The organism is Luxibacter massiliensis, assembly GCF_900604355.1.
In the GTDB taxonomy this organism is placed as follows: Bacteria; Bacillota; Clostridia; order Lachnospirales; family Lachnospiraceae; genus Luxibacter; species Luxibacter massiliensis.
Map to the genome: position 1 here is coordinate 1046477 of NZ_UWOE01000001.1, position 18490 is coordinate 1064966.

General features: G+C 46.3%; 14 protein-coding genes. 10 read left to right on the forward strand and 4 right to left on the reverse strand.

Features of this window, described 5'->3' with window-relative positions:
- The first annotated feature begins 82 nt into the window (after window positions 1–82).
- Entirely contained in the window at window positions 83–1024 is a 942-nt protein-coding gene (locus tag EFA47_RS05000) for a tRNA dihydrouridine synthase (RefSeq protein ID WP_164689928.1), read from the forward strand.
- 197 nt (window positions 1025–1221) lie between these two features.
- On the opposite strand, the gene EFA47_RS05005 is transcribed toward EFA47_RS05000, so the two are convergent.
- Window positions 1222–1827 (reverse strand): manganese efflux pump, encoded by a 606-nt coding sequence (locus tag EFA47_RS05005; RefSeq protein ID WP_122642258.1) that lies wholly within the window; start codon window positions 1825–1827, stop codon window positions 1222–1224.
- 107 nt (window positions 1828–1934) lie between these two features.
- Here EFA47_RS05005 and EFA47_RS05010 point away from each other — a divergent pair, with 107 nt between their 5' ends.
- Window positions 1935–3032, forward strand: coding sequence for a M23 family metallopeptidase (locus EFA47_RS05010; protein WP_122642259.1), 1098 nt, complete (start codon window positions 1935–1937; stop codon window positions 3030–3032).
- A gap of 193 nt (window positions 3033–3225) precedes the next feature.
- Here the strand turns inward: EFA47_RS05010 and EFA47_RS05015 are convergent, their stop codons facing one another.
- Window positions 3226–4275 carry a DUF6033 family protein gene (locus EFA47_RS05015; protein ID WP_122642260.1) on the reverse strand — a complete coding sequence of 350 codons (1050 nt, stop codon included), beginning with the start codon at window positions 4273–4275 and terminating at the stop codon, window positions 3226–3228.
- A gap of 445 nt (window positions 4276–4720) precedes the next feature.
- Here EFA47_RS05015 and EFA47_RS05020 point away from each other — a divergent pair, with 445 nt between their 5' ends.
- Together EFA47_RS05020 and EFA47_RS05025 are read left to right on the forward strand one after the other, a co-directional pair.
- Complete coding sequence (locus tag EFA47_RS05020; protein WP_122642261.1) at window positions 4721–6094, forward strand: DUF6612 family protein; 1374 nt, start codon at window positions 4721–4723, stop codon at window positions 6092–6094.
- 245 nt (window positions 6095–6339) lie between these two features.
- Window positions 6340–8133, forward strand: a complete 1794-nt coding sequence (locus EFA47_RS05025) for a methyl-accepting chemotaxis protein (protein ID WP_122642262.1) — start codon at window positions 6340–6342, stop codon at window positions 8131–8133.
- A gap of 87 nt (window positions 8134–8220) precedes the next feature.
- Here the strand turns inward: EFA47_RS05025 and EFA47_RS05030 are convergent, their stop codons facing one another.
- The gene (locus EFA47_RS05030; RefSeq protein WP_122642263.1) at window positions 8221–8820 is read right to left on the reverse strand and encodes a DUF4230 domain-containing protein; all 600 of its coding nucleotides are present in this window, start codon (window positions 8818–8820) and stop codon (window positions 8221–8223) included.
- A gap of 207 nt (window positions 8821–9027) precedes the next feature.
- Here EFA47_RS05030 and EFA47_RS05035 point away from each other — a divergent pair, with 207 nt between their 5' ends.
- Window positions 9028–9600 (forward strand): phosphatase PAP2 family protein, encoded by a 573-nt coding sequence (locus EFA47_RS05035; RefSeq protein WP_122642264.1) that lies wholly within the window; start codon window positions 9028–9030, stop codon window positions 9598–9600.
- Between the two features lie 8 nt (window positions 9601–9608).
- On the opposite strand, the gene EFA47_RS05040 is transcribed toward EFA47_RS05035, so the two are convergent.
- Window positions 9609–11087, reverse strand: coding sequence for a DUF1846 domain-containing protein (locus EFA47_RS05040; protein WP_122642265.1), 1479 nt, complete (start codon window positions 11085–11087; stop codon window positions 9609–9611).
- A gap of 142 nt (window positions 11088–11229) precedes the next feature.
- Here EFA47_RS05040 and ftsH point away from each other — a divergent pair, with 142 nt between their 5' ends.
- The 5 genes from ftsH to EFA47_RS05065 all read left to right on the forward strand — a co-directional run bounded on the left by ftsH (window position 11230) and on the right by EFA47_RS05065 (window position 18478).
- A complete protein-coding gene (ftsH, locus tag EFA47_RS05045) occupies window positions 11230–13245 on the forward strand; it encodes an ATP-dependent zinc metalloprotease FtsH (RefSeq protein WP_122642266.1) in 2016 nt (671 codons plus the stop codon).
- A gap of 529 nt (window positions 13246–13774) precedes the next feature.
- Window positions 13775–14812, forward strand: a complete 1038-nt coding sequence (locus EFA47_RS05050) for a zinc-dependent dehydrogenase (protein ID WP_122642267.1) — start codon at window positions 13775–13777, stop codon at window positions 14810–14812.
- A gap of 136 nt (window positions 14813–14948) precedes the next feature.
- Window positions 14949–15791, forward strand: a complete 843-nt coding sequence (locus EFA47_RS05055) for a class I fructose-bisphosphate aldolase (protein ID WP_122642268.1) — start codon at window positions 14949–14951, stop codon at window positions 15789–15791.
- An 83-nt stretch (window positions 15792–15874) separates the two neighbouring features.
- On the forward strand, window positions 15875–17413 hold the full coding sequence (locus EFA47_RS05060) for a xylulokinase (RefSeq protein WP_122642269.1): 1539 nt from the start codon (window positions 15875–15877) through the stop codon (window positions 17411–17413).
- Window positions 17414–17431: 18 nt separating this feature from the next.
- Window positions 17432–18478, forward strand: coding sequence for a DctP family TRAP transporter solute-binding subunit (locus EFA47_RS05065; RefSeq protein ID WP_122642270.1), 1047 nt, complete (start codon window positions 17432–17434; stop codon window positions 18476–18478).
- The last annotated feature ends 12 nt before the right edge of the window (window positions 18479–18490 follow it).

The following is an 18490-nucleotide window of genomic DNA, read 5'->3' on the forward strand; positions in this document are numbered from 1 at the left end:
CCCTCGTACAGGCCTGTTTACTTGAAGTATAGCACGAAGGGAATATCCAGGCAATAGTACAAACTAAAAGGAATCAATTATTATGAAGTTTTATTTAGCTCCCCTAGAAGGGATTACAGGTTATATTTACCGAAATGCCTATCATACATATTTTGGATGTATTGATAAATACTTTATACCATTTATCAGTCCCAACCAGTTCGGGCATTTTAGTTCAAAAGAGAAAAATAATATTCTCCCCAGGCACAATATTGGCATGTATGCGGTGCCTCAGATCCTGACGAACTCGGCGGAAGATTTTATCAGGACAGCCACAAGGCTAAAATACTATGGATATGAGGAGGTGAACCTGAATCTGGGCTGCCCCTCAAAAACTGTGGTGGCCAAAGGGAGAGGATCCGGGTTCCTGGCTTTTCCTGACAGGCTGGACAGCTTTATGGAGGAGATTTTTGAGAAGGTGGATATGCAGATATCTGTCAAGACGAGAATTGGAAAGGAAAGTGCAGAAGAATTTCCGAGGCTGATGGAAATTTATAATAAGTACCCCCTTAAAGAGCTGATTATACACCCCAGGCTGCAGAGAGATATGTACAAAAATACGCCGGACTGGTCGGTTTTTGCGGAGGCGGCGGAACAATGCAGATGTAAAGTCTGTTATAATGGGGATATTTTTACAGTGCCGGACTATGAGCGGTTTACAAAGGCATTTCCAGGGGTTGGGCGTGTCATGTTGGGAAGGGGGATCTTATGTAATCCCGGCCTTGTCCCAATGATTCGTAAGGGGGAGGTTCTGTCAAAGAACCAAATCCAGGATTTCCACGGGCAGATATATGAGGAGTATAAAACAATCTTGTACGGAGATAAGACGATTCTATTCAAAATGAAAGAGTTATGGTTTTATATGGCCCCTTTGTTTACCAACTATGAGAAGTATGCGAAAAAAATAAAGAAATCAGAGAGGCTTCCAGTATATGAGGAGACTGTAAAGGCTTTGTTTGCCGAGCAGGAATTAGTGTGTGCCTGAAAAGGCATTTCCATGTGTTAGTATGGCAGAAGCCGTATATTGGGGGCACATTTTCGAATCCTAAAAGGGCGTACCTAATGGGCGCCCTTTATATATGCCCGAAAGGGCGGGGGAGACTTATAGGATTACGAATGTCCAATAAGACACGGAAGGCCATGTTCAAACACACACTAATTTGCTCGGCTTATGGAGACTCCTTAAATTAGAATTTCATATATTCCGAGTCCCACAAGGATGAATCCTGAGAGTATGTCTGCAGTTCTGTCTGAGATATGGGGCATCTTTGTTTTTCCGATGAAATTCCCGGAATATAGGAAAATAACGGATACGGCCAGAGATAAGATGGCTGTGGGGATGAGCTTCAGGCCTGTGATGCTTGCGCCGATCCCCATGCCGAAATTATTGACTGAGAGGGCCAGCCCCAGCCATATTCCTTCTTTTAAGGTGAGAAGGGTAGTTTCTCTGGAATGAATGGCTTCATCCCAGGAAGCCAGCTCGGAAGTTTTCACCTCAGACCTCCTGAACAGGTGCCTTATATGGCTGCAAATAGCTTTTATTATATAGTATAGCCCAAGGCCGATTAAAAGTGAGCAGCCAATTGCCTGGGTGGAAGAGGCCGGCAGAAACTGTGAGATCTCTGCACCCATGAGAATGGAAACCACAGTGCCGGTCAGGGTGATCAGGCTGATGACAGTGCTTTTTAAAAGATCAATATTAGATTTTTTAATTCCATAAGACATGCCTACAATAAAGCTGTCTATATTTGCAGAGAGAGCAAATAAAAATGAGGAAAGGATATGCATAATCTGCTCCTGATATCATATGAACTGTTTGTATTCAGTATATTCAGAAGTATTTGTTGCGTTCATGGTGCATAAACTGTTAAGAGTTTATGGACTGGAGCCTGTACATGCGTAAATATTTGTTCCTTTTTAGCAGAAGGGCGCTTCTGTTACTTGTGATAATTGGGTTTTTTGGGGTCGCCTCAGATTATAGGGGGCCTGCCCTTTTAACCCAGGGGGAGATAAAGGACAATGGGGAGGAGGAAGAAAAGAGTGATGATTATATTAAATGGGTCGAATTTAATGTCACCTATGAAGCACTGGCGCAGGCCTATACATATGACACAGAAACCTATGGGGAGGAGATTCATTTAAGCTGGATCGATTTGCTGGCTTATCTGGGGGCAAAATATGGAGGGGATTTTACACAGTATAAAGAGCAGGATATGGCGGATGCCGCTGAAAAGATTCTGTCCGGGGATACAGATATGGGACAGCTGACAGCCGACATGCAGTATTACGGATATTACCGGGAAGCATATGGGGCTGTGTTGGGCGGCATGGTGGGAGAGTATGAGATCCAGGAAACGGAAGAAGGCACCCAGAAAATGGTATGGAAGAAGTACTATGGATTAAAGGCTTTTGGGCCCACGGCCAAGGGATTCCCCTATTCAGATTATGACGATTTTGGGGTTTCGCGCAGCTATGGATACCAGAGGAACCACCTGGGCCATGATATGATGGGCCAGACAGGGACTCCGATCATAGCGGCAGAGTCCGGCTATGTGTCTGTGATGGGGTGGAACCAATATGGAGGATGGCGTATTGGGATCAACAGTTTTGACGGCAGGCGGTATTATTACTATGCACACTTAAGGCAGAACGTGCCTTTTGCTGCATCTCTTGAGGAGGGGGACGTTGTCCAGGCAGGGGATGTGATCGGATATATGGGGCGGACAGGATACAGTGCTACGGAGAATGTCAATAATATAGATACCTGCCATCTTCATTTTGGGCTGCAGCTTATTTTTGATGAGAGCCAGCGGGAGGGAAACAATGAGATATGGGTAGATGTATACCCCCTTGTACGGTTTCTCTCCAGGAACCAGTCGGAGGTTCTGCGCAATGATGCAAATAAGGAATGGTACAGGAAGTACAGGATAAAAGACCCGGCTGCAGAGGCCTTTGAACATGGGATGAAAGCTGCAGAAAAGGGAGGGGACTGAGAATACAAAAGGCCTGGATTCCCAGGAAAATAGGGCCGTTGTAAAAAGTCCCCTAAACAATATGTACAAAAATACGCCTTGCATTAAGAAGGGGACTCCTCTGCAAGACGTATTTTTCATTTACGGACGTCCCCTTTCTTAAGATGCGACACTAGGCTCTATCTGTATGTAAGGGTGCGCCCTACTGACAGAATTATGCGGAACAGTCTACTGTGGCCACGCTCACAGGGGAGGCGCTTACCTCCACTGCCTGGGCGGGAGATGAAACGGAGATAACCGGGGCAGAAGGAACAAAACCAGACATCGTATTTGTGTACTGGTCTGCAATCTGCTTAAAACGGTAATCTGCCGTGGAAGGTTTGATAAAGACATCTTCCATACAGGCTGTCTGGCAGTGCTCCTGGGCCTTCCTGGCAGTGCGTTTCCGCCTGAGCTCCTCAGCTAACTGCTTTTCCAGTTTCAGCTTCAGGCGCTTTTTGGCTGCCTTCTGCCTTCGGTGAAGCTGTTCTTCTCTGTGGAGCCTGGCTATTTTAATATCACCTTTGTGGATGACATTCTTGATTCTGCGGATGATAACAGCAGCCTCGGCGGCATCCGTTACTTCCAGCTTTACTTTTGCGATTTCACTGCGGTTTGCTGCTATCACACCTCTGACAGAGGCTACGTTTTTTGCTCCCGCAAGCCTCATCATATTAAAACTCTGGGAATATTTATAAGGTTTGGAGTAGGGGTTTTTGGCCTCCTTTGTCTTGCTCCAGGAGAAATCCTGTGTGCCTGCCTGGTGCTTATTTTCTGGGAAAAAGTTCTGGGTTTTCTGTTCTTTCATGGCAGTCCATTTGGTAACTTCGCCATTTTCGTCCAGTATCAGTCCCATGCCGGTCAGCTTCTTGTTCACCAGAAGAGCCTCCACCTGTGAAGAAAACTGATAACTGTTGAGTGAATTTAATACCTGTTCCACCTTGGCACGCACAGAATCATCGGAGAGCATCTTCTCTAAAAGTCCCGGTGCGATAGCTACGTTATTTATGCCGCTTTGTGAGGTGGCATAGTTTTTTATCTGGCCGCTGCTAACAGAGATGAAATCAAAGTCAATATTTTTGTAAGTATTTTTTAGGTCGTTGATAAGTTTATTTATGTCAGTCTCAGAAGTAGTCTCTGGGCTTTGTGATACTGCCCGGGGGGATGTCTGGCTGGGTGCAAGAACCTGATTTTTAAAATCAGGTTTAGATTCTGCTACCTTCATATATACACACTCCTTTTTACTGAAATTATTTTTAAAAAACTGAATCCTAATTCACGCTTTTGGATACAAATAGAACCGGTTTTTATATAATATATAAAATATATCGGCAATTTCAGAAAAATTAATAGCAGTTTTACTAAATAAAAGCATTCTTTTATTGGGAAAGTTAAAGACTTACCCCGATAATACGTTTTATATCCCTTAATAGTCTGAAAAAATAATTATAGTATACTTATTGAATATTAGCAGCGCAATAAGGTATAAAAAATAAGAATTTTCAGAAATTTTCCGTTGCGCTCACAAATATTATAAGAGTATAATGATAGTACTTACATAAAACGGGGGCATACTGATTTTTACTGTAAAGGTGATAAGAGAGTGGAGGTGGGCCTCAGAAGTTTGACAGTAATAGAGAACATACAAAATAAGACAGGGGGATAAAAGTATGAGAAAGAAAATGTTAGCAGCCATAGCTGCAGGTATTGCAATATTAGCTCTGGGAGGCTGCCGCAGGGCCACACCCCAGGAATTGGTGGAGAAGGCTTCTGAAAATGCCCAAAAGGCTGAGTCTTTTACAGGCAATATGGAAATGTCCATGACTATAAAGGCAAAGCAGGACGGTATGTCTATGGGGCTGGACATAGGAATGGATCTGGATATCGAGGCCACGAATGATCCCTCTGAATACCATATGGCTGGAACGTTAGGCGTTGATTTTATGGATATGAATATGGATCTGGAAGTATATGGAGTGGAAAATGAAGATAAGACAGGCACAGTCATATATTCTAATATAGGCGGGCAATGGAGCCAGGAAGAAGTTGAAAATATCGAAGAAAGTGGAAATGCGGATATATTTAAACCTGGCATCTTGCTGCCCACAGACAGTGAACTAAAGCTCAGGAAGGAGCTGGAGAAAGAGAATGGCAAGGACGTATTTGTCATCGATACAGTGGTGGACGGGGAAACCTTCCAGGAGGCTGGGAAAATGGCAGACGACATGCTGGGAGAGACTTATGGGGATATAGATTTCTCAGATGTGGAGGCAGACATGTCTATTAAAATATACCGTGAAAGTATGCTTCCGGCTTCTGTCACAATGACAGTCAGCGATGCGGACAGTATGATTGTGGAGGAGGACGGCACAGAGGTGTCACTGGAGGCCCTGTCGCTTATCCTGGCTTTTGATGGATATGATACAGTGGAGAAAATTACAGTGCCCCCGGAGGCGCTTGCATCTGAGGAAACAGGAGATTTCTTTAATTTTTCGGAAGACCCATATACACAGAATCTGCCATATGAGACAGAAGAAGAGCCTCAGGCAGATGTAAGAAAGGATGCCCAGGGGAATTATATACTGACAGACTTTTATGAGGAAAAAGAGATATCCATCCCTGCCCCTGAAGGGATGACGTTGGATGAATATGCAGATAACCAGTATCTGAGTTTTACAAGCGAAGAGGATGCCCAGGGAAATTCCTACTATATCCAGTATAGCCTGAACCTAATGGATGAATACCACACAGAGGCGGATTACATGGAGGCATATAAGTCGTTTATGCAGGAGTATCAGGAGGAAGAGTCCTATAATAATTTTCAGTTTCAGGATGAAACAGTTATCCAGTCATCGGGCAAAGAAATCAAATATATAAAGTCCTCCTATTCTTATATGGATACACTCCATGGTATCGATTATGTAGCCTGGATGGTGATGGAAGACAATTATATCCTAGTCTGCGATATAAGTGAATTTACAGATACAGCCGGGATAGGGGTTGTAAGTGAGGATGTAATTGCTTCATTCTTCAAAGGGATTTGAGGCGTAAATAAGAGCCATTGGCGGATATAAGGGGTACTGCAGTTGTAAAGCAGACACCTTGCAGAATATATTTATATATTCCCACCTTTTTACTTATCTTTTTATGTATTGTTGACGATATATTATATTGGCTGATAGAATCCTTTGAATGGATAGAGATAGCCTAACAGAATGAAAACTACCCGTATAAATTATGGGGAGCAGTATTCATCGTATTAAGACCATAAGAAGGAGGTATAAATAAAATGGTCAATAGTATCAGGAATCTTAAAATTAGATTTAAGCTGTATCTTCTTATCGGAATTGCACTGATAGGAATGTTCATGATAGGAGGGATCTCCTTTTTCTTGATGGGCAGGCTGAATCAGGGGAATACAGAGATTACCGGAAACTGGCTTCCTAGTGTGGATCTGGCCAGGGAGATGGATACGACAATGTCTAATATCCGGTTGAATGAACTGGGTTATCTGGCGTCTATTTCCCAGGATGGGGAGAGCGCAAGCCAGCAGTATCTTGAAAAAGAAATAAGTGATATGAACCAGCTTTTTGATGCGTACAGTGAGGTAGTGGCTAGTGAAGAGGAACAGAGGCTTCTTGATACAGTAAAAGAGTATTGGAACCAGTACTCCCAGCGTGATTCTGAGCTGATGGATATTGCCAAGGGCGGAGATAAGACAAAGGCAAGAACTATTTTGGAAGGAGAATGCAGTCAGCTTTATAATTCCGTCAGTGGGGCGGTAAATGAGCTGATTACATATAATACAGAAGGAAGCACTGCGGCGGGGGCTCAGAGCACCTCCATCTACCGGACGGCTTTGATTATGCTTTCTATTGTTATGATTGTGATTATTATCATCGGCATTATATTCTCGGTAGCTGTTATCAGAGGTATCAGGATACCAATAGCTGAAATCCAGGAAGCCGCCATACAGATGGCACAGGGTAACTTAGACGTTGAGATTCAGTATGAGTCTAAGGATGAACTTGGTATGCTGTCCGGCCAAATCAGAGAACTGGTGCGCCGGCTGCAGGTGATCATCGCTGATGAGAACCGGTTCTTGGCACAGATGGCAACAGGCGATTTCACGGTAGATTCCACCTGTGAAAGCGAGTATATCGGAGGCTTCCATTCATTACTTGTTTCCTTTAGGGCCATTGCTGAAAAGCTCAATGACACAATGCTGCAGATCAGCGAGAGTGCGGATCAGGTAGCAAGCGGCTCAGACCAGGTGTCCAGCGGCGCCCAGGCACTGTCCCAGGGAGCCACTGAGCAGGCAAGTTCTGTGGAAGAGCTGGCAGCCTCTATCACAGAGGTTTCTGAGAAGGTAAAGCAAAATGCAGAAAATGCAGGGCAGGCAAGCAGCATGGCCAACCATGTGGGAGAAGAGATGAACATGAGCAACCAGAAAATGCAGGATATGATCCAGGCAATGGAAGATATCAGCGGATGCTCAAGTGAGATAGGCAAGATCATTAAGACTATAGAAGATATTGCTTTCCAGACAAATATTCTGGCGCTCAATGCAGCCGTTGAGGCGGCCCGTGCCGGAAGTGCGGGGAAAGGCTTTGCGGTGGTGGCAGACGAGGTGAGGAATCTGGCCAGCAAAAGCGCCGAAGCTTCCAAAAATACAGCCGTATTAATAGAAAATTCTATAAAGGCTGTTGAGAATGGGACACAGATTGTGGACGAAACGGCAAAATCATTGGTGCAGGCTGTAGATGGGGCGAAAGAGGTAACGGAGATTATCGACCGTATCTCCGAGGCAAGCAGTAACCAGGCAACAGCCATTACACAGATTACACAGGGAATTGACCAAATTTCCAGCGTGGTGCAGACCAATTCTGCCACGGCAGAGGAGAGCGCCGCTGCCAGCCAGGAGCTGTCAGGCCAGTCCCAGATTATGAAAGATCTTGTGAACAGGTTCAGGCTTAGGGGGCACGCACAGACAGTCTCTGCAGAGCCTTCATCCCCAGAAGTACCGGCGGCATCTTATACAGTAGATGAACCAGCTTATTATGGCGGATCTGATAAATATTAAAATGAAAAGGGACTGCCTCTTGCGATTGGAGTATCGTAAGAGGCAGTCCCTTTTCATTTCCCCCAGCAGCGAGCCAAGGGGACATGCTTACATAGGGGACTTTGGCTCTTCGTAGTCCACAGACAATTGATAGGGACTGTTTGTGTCCTCGGTGACAGGCAGGAGCAAAGTCTCAATGACGGTGCGGGCCTGTTCCAAAGCCTGGTTTAGGATATCTGTCTGGCCGGCCTTGGCTTGTGCATCCTCTTTTGCGTAGGCCATGGCTTTTGCTGTATCCTCCTTATCTGTCCAGTTAAAGAGTGCGAACTTTTCATCATAAAATTCCAGAGAGTCTGAGTCTATGGAGATATCCTGAATCTCAGGCTGGGGAATAGTGATCTGGATGGTCTTGCCGGAAACTTTTACGGCCGCCTTTGACAGGTCGATGCCCGCCTTGATCTGGGCATCATAAATCATGGAGAAGCTTTTTTTATTGATAAACTGGATCTCACCTTCAGAATATTTTATTATGCCCCGGTAATCAAGCCTGGCAGTGGTGAGGGAACTGCATTTACTGAGGCGCTCTTCAATAGATGTGGCGCTGACTGAAACCTGGGGTTCCCTGTTTAGAAGCCTGGCTCCCAGAAACCCAACGGCGATCAGCGCTGCCGCCGCAACTATAATGATGGCTATATGTACTTTTTTCATGTAGTAATCCTCCAAAATGGTTTTGTCTGTGGCCCGCCCTTTTAAGTAGTATAACGTTTTTAGGAGGGAACGTCCAGAGGCATTCGTGATTATGGCACAGATGCTTATTTCCAATCCAGCGGGAAATGTGGTATACTATGATAACTGTCTGTTGTACAGGACAGTGGCATTTTATTGCCAGAGGAATACATGCAGGAGGTAGGATGAATGGAAGCGCTGATACAGATGGACGGAAATATTCTGCTGTATATACAGGAATTTATACGTCAGGAGTGGATGCATCCTTTTTGGATATTTATTACTTCTTTGGGTGACGGTGGATGGTTCTGGATTGTATGCTCCGCTGCACTTTTGATTCCCAAAGGTACAAGGAGGGTGGGGATTACGGCGCTGATGGCACTTGCAGTGGGAGCGCTGATTACCAATGTGGCGCTGAAAAATATAGTGGCGCGGATTCGGCCCTATGAGGTGGTGGACGGCCTGACGCTGCTGATTGGGAAACCACATGATTATTCCTTCCCATCAGGGCATACATGCGCCTCTTTTGCGGCAGCGCTGGTATATTATAGAATGCTGCCGAAAAGATGGGGCGCAGCTGCACTGATCCTGGCGTCCCTGATCGCCTTTTCCAGGCTGTATGTGGGTGTACACTATCCAACAGATATACTGGGAGGCGCCGCAGTGGGGGCGGCTGCGTCGATGGCGTCCCTCTGGATAGCCAGGCATATCCATATAAAGCGTGGCCCCAATGGAGATGCAGACTGTAAAAACAAAGACTAGTAACCGGCTTAGTGATAGATATGGTCTGTCTCGTAGACCGCTTCACAGGTAAGCTGTACGCCCAGCTTTTTGAAAGTTTTAATATCTACGTCTGACAGCATGACAGAAGTGTGGGCCTGGCAGCCTTCCAATTTAGGAAGCTGTTCCAGCGCCTGGCGCGCCATGATGCTGCTGGCGGCGCTGGCGGAGAGGGCGATCAGAACTTCGTCAGTATGGAGCCTGGGGTTCTTGCTCTTTAAATAATCTACTTTCAGCTTCTGGATAGGTTCTATGGACTCTGGAGAAATCACATGGAGCTCATGGCTGATGCCGGCCAGTTCCTTGAGTACGTTCAAAAGCAGGGCGGCAGAGGCTCCCAGCAGGTTCGTAGTTTTTCCTGTGATTATGCGCCCATTGTCCAACTCCAGGGCTGCGGCGGGGGATTGGGTATTCCTGGCCCGATCCAAGGCTGCCTGGACAACCAGGCGGTCCTGTGTGGTCACATTTGCCTGGTTCATGAGAAGTTCTATCTGCTGGGCCTCTTTTTCTGTGCTTGTCCCTTTCAGGAGGGAATTCAGAGAGGCATAATACCTTCTTATGATTTCCTGGCGGGATGCCTCGCAGCAGACGGCGTCGTCGCAGATACAGTTGCCGGCCATATTCACGCCCATGTCCGTGGGGGACTTGTAAGGGCTTTTTCCATAGATTTTTTCAAAGATTGTATTGAGCACCGGGAATATCTCCACATCCCGGTTATAATTAACAGTGGTGACTCCATAGGCCTCCAGGTGGAAAGGGTCGATCATATTGACATCGCTTAAATCAGCGGTGGCCGCCTCATAGGCCAGATTGACGGGATGTTTCAGCGGGAGGTTCCATATGGGAAATGTTTCAAATTTGGCGTACCCTGCATGAATTCCGCGCTTATGTTCATGATATAACTGGGAGAGGCAGGTTGCCATCTTTCCGCTTCCAGGCCCGGGGGCAGTGACGATTACCAGTGGGCGGGATGTTTCAATATAATCATTTTTGCCATATCCGTCGTCACTGACAATTAATGGGATATTGGAAGGATAGCCATTGATACAATAGTGGATATAAACACGTATTCCTAGATTTTCAAGACGGTTTTTAAAAAACAAGGCGCTTTCCTGCCCGGAGTACTGCGTAATGACAACGCTGCCTACATACAGGCCATTGTCCCGGAATGAATCCATCAGGCGCAGCACGTCTAAATCATAGGTTATGCCCAGGTCTCCCCGGATTTTGTTTTTTTCAATATCACGGGCGCTGATCACGATGACGATTTCTGCCTGGTCGCTGAGTTGTTTGAGGAGCCTAAGCTTGCTGTCCGGAGCAAAGCCGGGGAGGACCCTGGCAGCATGGTAGTCATCGAATAGTTTCCCGCCAAATTCCAGATAGAGTTTGTTGTCAAACTGGTTGATCCTCTGGCGGATGTGTTCTGACTGCATGGTTAAGTATTTGTTATTATCGAATCCTGTTTTCATTTTACCCTTCCTTATTTTGTGACATACTTCGTAATCAGTATACTATAACATGCCCTGTGTTTACAATATTTTCATAATCTTTTTATTGATTTATGGGGAACCTGTACTTATAATGGGGATAGTGGATTTTAGGAGGCATAGAATGGATAATCAGAATAACAGAAATAATAATAAAGATCCCAGGAATAACCGGCAGGGTTGGGGAGTGATTATGGTGACGACGCTTCTGACCGTATTCATCGTAATGGGGTTATACTCCCTGATGCAGGATAAGAATCCTGAGGAGATCAGCTACGATAAATTTCTGACGCTGGTAGATGAGGAGAAGGTCAAGAAAGTTACCATTGATTCGACCAAGATTTATATAACATTAAAGGACGACGCAGAGGAAAAGAAAGAAAAGAAAAATAATACAGCCTCAGACATTGTCAGCCAGATTGAGGAAAAGAGTACAGGGCAGGAGAGGGCGCCAGATTACTTTACCGGCGTGGTGAGGGACGACACCTTATCCGAACGGCTTTATAAGCATGGCGTGGAATACGGGCAGCAGATACCGGATACAGCCTCTTCCATGATTTTTGAGATATTTATCACTGTGATCCTCCCAATATTGATGGTTGTCCTCCTGTTCAGCTTTTTTATGAAGCGTATGTCTAAGGGCGGCGGCATGATGGGCATAGGCAAGAGCAATGCCAAGGTCTATGTTGAGAAGGAGACAGGCGTTACGTTCCAGGATGTGGCGGGCCAGGATGAGGCCAAGGAATCCCTGCAGGAGGTTGTGGATTTCCTGCATAACCCGGGCAAGTATACGGGGATCGGTGCAAAGCTGCCTAAAGGCGCCCTGCTAGTTGGGCCTCCGGGAACCGGCAAGACATTGCTGGCCAAGGCTGTGGCGGGGGAGGCCAAAGTACCGTTTTTCTCACTTTCAGGCTCTGCCTTTGTGGAGATGTATGTAGGCGTCGGGGCATCCCGTGTGCGTGATTTGTTTAAGCAGGCGCAGCAGATGGCGCCCTGTATTGTATTTATAGACGAGATCGACGCAATAGGCAAGTCCAGGGACTCTGCCCTGGGCGGAGGCAACGATGAGCGGGAGCAGACATTGAATCAGCTGCTGGCGGAGATGGACGGTTTTGACACCAATAAAGGTCTCTTGCTGCTGGCTGCCACCAACCGGCCGGAGGTGCTGGATCCGGCGCTTTTAAGGCCCGGGCGTTTTGACCGGCGGATTATAGTAGACAAACCAGATTTAAAGGGGCGTGTGGATGTCTTAAAAGTCCATGCCAAGGACGTGAAAATGGACGAGACAGTGGATCTGGAGGCCATTGCCTTAGCCACGTCTGGCGCCGTCGGGTCAGATTTGGCCAATATGATTAACGAGGCAGCTATCAACGCGGTGAAGAACGGCAGGAATGTGGTCAGCCAGAAGGATTTGTTTGAGGCGGTGGAAGTTGTCCTTGTGGGCAAGGAGAAGAAAGACCGGATCATGAGTGAGGAGGAAAGGAGAATCGTATCCTACCATGAGGTGGGCCACGCACTTGTAAGCGCGCTCCAGAAGGATGCAGAGCCAGTGCAGAAAATTACTATAGTGCCCAGGACCATGGGGGCGCTGGGATATGTAATGCAGACCCCGGAGGAGGAGAAGTTCCTCAATACAAAGAAAGAGTTGGAAGCTATGCTTGTGGGATTCCTGGCGGGCCGCGCAGCTGAGGAGCTGGTATTTGACACGGTGACGACAGGAGCCTCCAATGACATAGAGAAGGCCACGAAGATAGCCAGGGCCATGATTACCCAGTATGGTATGTCGGAGAAGTTTGGCCTCATCGGACTGGAGTCAGTCCAGAACCGTTACCTTGACGGACGCCCCGTGATGAACTGTGGGGACGCCACTGCGGCGGAGATTGACGGGGAAGTAATCGGGATGCTGAAGAAGGCGTATGAGGAGGCAAAGCGCCTGCTCGGCGAAAACAGGGAGGCGCTGGATAAGATCTCTGATTTCCTGATAGAAAAAGAGACCATCACAGGTAAGGAATTTATGAAGATTTTCCGCCAGGTGAAAGGGATAGAGGAGCCTGAAGAAGGGGAAGAGGAGAAGAAAGAGGCGCGTGTGGCCATGAAAGAGGAGAAGAGAGAAGTCCCGGAAGTGAAAGAGGACTTATGATATATTTGCAGTATTGAAGTCCGCCCTGTACCAAATGGGAGGTATGGCGGCATACTGCTGAAGGAAAACGGCATAGAAGGCCATGAGCAGGGTGTGTTCTGAAAAGGGACACATCCTGTTTTTTTGTTGCACAGGAAATCCTACAGAATTTCCTGTGCAACAAAAGCGCTTCGGATGATAATGTGCTCCCGCGCGAAGATGAAGAGTGCCCCAAGAAAAAATTCCTGCTATGGCAGGATTTTTTATACGATAAATGAGTCCCCTTTCATCCAAATGTGGTGAAAAAATTTTTAAGTAATATGAAAATAAATTACAAAATTTAAAATAAAATTGAAAATTGAAAACAATAATTATGAAGTGAAAATAAAATGGAGAATTTTAAAATGCAGGAAAAATAGGGGTAAAATCGGCAATACTACCAAAAAGTAAATGTCAAAATTGAAAATAATTTACAAAAAATAAAAATACTATTGAAAATAATTTTCTAAAATGCTATGATTCAATCATGCTAAGAAAAGGAGTGAAAAACATGAGAGCAGTTATATTGAAGGCACCAAATGACTTTGCCCCCACAGATATACCGAGGCCGGCAGTTGGCAGTAAGGAAATACTTCTTGAAATGAAAAAAGCAGCTATCTGCGGGACAGACATGAGAATCCTGGAAGGGACAAAGACAAAGGGCGTCCGATATCCATCTGTAATTGGACATGAAATTTGTGGTGTGGTTGCAGAGGTAGGTAAGGATACAGAAGGGTTTCAAGTCGGAGATAAAGTTGCCATTGCAAACGTCATACCATGCGGATCCTGTCCGGCATGCCTTAAGGGCAGGGAAAATGCCTGCATGAACCGCAAGGCTATTGGATATGAGTTTGACGGCGGATTCGAAGAATACGTCCTGATTCCCGAAATTGCCATAGAAAGCGGTAACGTGATTAAGCTTCCAGAATCAGTATCCTTTACGGCAGGCGCACTGATTGAACCGCTTGCATGCTGTATTAGAGGACTGAAAAATGCCGGAACCGGGTTTAATGATACAGTGCTGATTGTAGGCGCTGGCCCCATAGGCCTGATGCATATGCAGCTGTCCAAAATTTCCGGGGCGAAACAGGTGATTGTCAGCGAGCCAAATGAGATGAGGAGACAGGTGGCGTTAGAACTGGGAGCTGACAGAGTGGTGGACCCTACCACTGAGGATTTAGAGAAAATCATAAAAGATGCAACAAAAGGGATGGGGGCAGATGTGATTATTATGGCGATCGGGGTCCCGGCACTGGTGGATTCTACTTTAAAGCTGTGCAAGAAGGGCGGTACAGTCAATCTGTTCGCAGGATTTGCGGGGACTGGGAAATGCACAATCGAAGTCAATACCATCCACTATAACGAAATCAATGTAAACGGCAGCACTGCTTATAAGAGGGAAGATTATCTGGAAGCTGCTGATATGGTGATAGGCGGGAAAATCAACCTGGATAAGATAGCAACCCATACATTTAAGATCGATGAGTTCCAGAAGGCATATGAATTATGCAAAAGCGGCAAGGGACTAAAGGTCATGATTGAACCATAAGGACTGGGATATACATATAAAAAGTCCGTGCCGGATTAGGCTGGAAGTAAGCGGCAGCCGGCCTGGATGCAACTGAAATTAAGAGTAAACCTCGGCATAAGAGGTTTCATTATAAAAGAAAAAGGAGAAGGAAATTATGGCAATGTTAGGAAAAGAAGTAAGGATGAGCAGGCTTGTGAACCCAAAGAGCAATAAGATGATGGCAATCACTGTTGACCATGCGATCTCAAGAGGGATTGCAGAGCTGACAGGGATCCACCAGATCCAGGACACCATCGACAAAATTATTGTTGGAAAACCAGATGCCATGACATTGACAAAAGGCATCGCAGAACACTGTATGTGGAAAAATGCAGGTAAGGTTGCCATGCTTATGAAGGTCTCAAATTATTCACCTGTGGCGCCTACTAAAGATACAATTTTTGGGACCGTAGATGAAGCCATCCGCATGGGCGCAGATGCAGTTTCTATGGGATGTATGACGTTAGGCGATTTCCAGGGGGAACAGTTTGAGGCGATTGGGAAATTTTCAGAGGAATGTATGAGAAAAGGGATGCCCCTCATCGGACACGTGTATCCAAAGGGGGAGAGTGTACCGGCAGATAAAAGGGCAGCCTGGGAAAATATCGCCTATAGCGTGAGAAGTGCATGTGAATTAGGGATGGATATCGTAAAGACTACATATACAGGTGATCCGGACAGCATGGCGAAGGTTGTTGCGTGTGTGCCGTCCACCTTCCGTATTGTCATCCAGGGAGGAGACGCCTGCAAGACTCTGGACGACTATCTTAAGATGACGAGAGAAGCCATGGACTGTGGAGTCGGCGGCGTGACAATGGGAAGGTTTGTATGGGAATATAAAGATGTCACTGCACTGGTAATCGCCCTGCGCTATATTATCCACGAGGGATACAGTGTAAAGGAGGCTAAAGAGCTCCTAACCCAGCTTGAGAACGATAAAAATTACGATGAGTTCTAATCTGCAGATATTTCTAAGCCTTTGAAAGGTTAGGGCATGTTATGTAAATACACGAAAAATAATGAATGAGACAGGTGTCTGGAATGGAAAATAAATATTTATTAGGGGTGGATGTGGGGACTACAAGCATTAAAGTGGCAATTATAGACGAAAATGCCCGGATGCTTGGGATGAGCAGCAGTTCATACAGGATGATTACGCCCAACCAGGATTATGCCCAGATTGACACAGAAGATATGTGGAGGGCTTTCCTTAAATGTGTCCGGCTTCTGCAGGGCGGAAAAAATATTGATTTATCCATGGTAGCGGGAATCAGCATTTCCAGTCTTTGCCCGGGGCTTGCAGCCCTGGGGGAGAACGGGGAAGTGCTTGTGGACCCTATCATCTATTCTGACAGGCGCAGCACAAAAGAAGCTGAGTTAATCAGAGAAGCGGTAGGCGAGGAGAAGCTATTTGAAATTACTGCCAATACAGCCATGGCAGGGGCCATGTCCGGTACCTCCATGCTTTGGATTAAAAGGAATCTGCCGGAAATTTATGCAAAGACCAAGTATTTTGGCCATGTGAATACATTGATGGCGCACAGAATGTCAGGAGAATTTGCTATTGACTACTCTAATGCATCTTATACGAATCTGTTTGAGACTGCAGGCGGCTATAGGTGGTCAGAAACTCTGTGCCAGAAGACGGGGATTGATATCAAAAAACTGCCGCCTCTCCATGCTTCCACAGATATTGTGGGCAGATTGATCCAGCCAGAGCTGATCGAACTTGGGATCCCAGGGCAGACGCCGGTTGTTATAGGCGGGGGAGATACTGCCTGCGCCACACTTGCAGCCGGGGTGACAAAAGCTGGGGATGTCTGTGAATCTGTGGGAACAACAAATGTCCTGACGATCTGCGTGGATCAGCCAAAGTTTGACCGGGGATTTATTAACCGCTGCCATGTAGTGGAGGGGACTTGGATCTACCAGGGGGCCCTGTCACACACAGGGTCGTCCTACCAGTGGTTCAGGGATCATTTCTGCCAGGATCTGGTAGAGAAGGCGGGAGGCAATGACAAAGCAGCCTTTGAACTTTTGAACAAAGAAGCAGAGATGGCGAATCCCGGGTGCGACGGACTTGTATTTCTGCCATATATGCTGGGGGAGAGAAGTCCTATCTGGGATCCTTATGCCCGGGGCGTGTTTTTTGGACTTTCACTGCAGACTACCCGCAGGGAAATGAACCGTGCAATTATGGAAGGGTGCGGCTATGGGTTAAAGCAGCTGTCAGCAATCGCGGAGAGGGTGACAGGACAGGAAATCCGTTCATTTACATCCATCGGCGGCGGGGCAAAGAGTGAGACTTGGGCACAGATCAAAGCGGATATTACCGGAAAAGATATCAATATTCTGGATATGAATGACATGGCACCTATTGGGGCGGCTCTGCTGGCCGGTGTGGGAACAGGGGTTTTCTCAGATATCTATGAGGCGGCTTCCCGGGTTGAGAAAAAAATATATAAAGTAATCAAAAGCAGCAATGCCCATCAGGATGTCTATGAGAAGAGATACCAGGTATATACAGGACTGTATCCGCAGATTAAAGAATTATATAAAATTGGAAGCAATTTACAATAGTTAAGGAGGAATATTCTTATGAAAAAGAGAATAATTGCTATGATGTTAGCGGCAGCAATGGTTTGTTCATGCCTCGCAGGATGTGGCGGCAGCGGAGATTCTGGAAGTGAAGGCTCCACAGGCAGTACAGAGGAAGTAAAAAAGATTACAATTTCAGTGCCTGACCCAGATGCTTCTTACATATATCAGGCGGCGGAAGAATTTGCGAAACGCGCCGAAGAGTACTCAGGCGGGTCTCTGGAATTCACTGTCTCAGGCAATGGGTCACTCTACGGCGGCGATACGGCGGCTGGGATTAAACAGCTTTCAGCAGGCTCCCTGCAGATGCTGATCCTCGCCACCAGTGTGTACGCAAGCTTTGAGCCTGGCTATAATATGATATCTGTTCCCTATATGTTTGACGACCAGCAGCAATTGCTGGATTATCTGAACAGCGATACTGGGAAAGAGCTGATGAACCGGGTCTCAGATATGGGAATCACAACAGTGGGGAGCTGGACACGGTCATTTAGAAAAGTGACAAACTCCAAAAATGCGGTCAATACTCCAGAGGATTTAAAGGGAATGGTCCTGCGTGTGCCAAACAATGCCCTGTACGTAGAGTTTTTCGGAGCCTGCGGCGCTGTGACGACTCCTATGAATTTCAGTGAGGTGTATAATGCCCTTCAGTTAAACACTCTGGACGGCCAGGAAAATCCTGTGGATGTGCCTTTCTCCAATAAGTTCTATGAAGTGCAGAAGTATGTTTCCGGCACAGACCATATGGCCGATGCATGGCTGGTAGGCATCAACAGTAAATTGTTCGATGGGTTAAGCGATAATCAGAAAGAGGCAATCCAGAAGGCAGGGGAAGAGGTACAGCAGTGGAATGTTGAATTTATGGAGAAGGAAGATGAGACAGCACTTGAGACGCTTCTGGACAACGGGATGGAGTATAACGATATAACTGATGAAGGGCGGCAGAAATTTATTGAAGTGTCACAGTCCTGCTACGATAAATTCAAAGAGCTGATTGAGGATGATGAATTGTTTGACGCAACGGCTGAGTTTTGTGGGAAGAATTGATTGAGGAAGAAA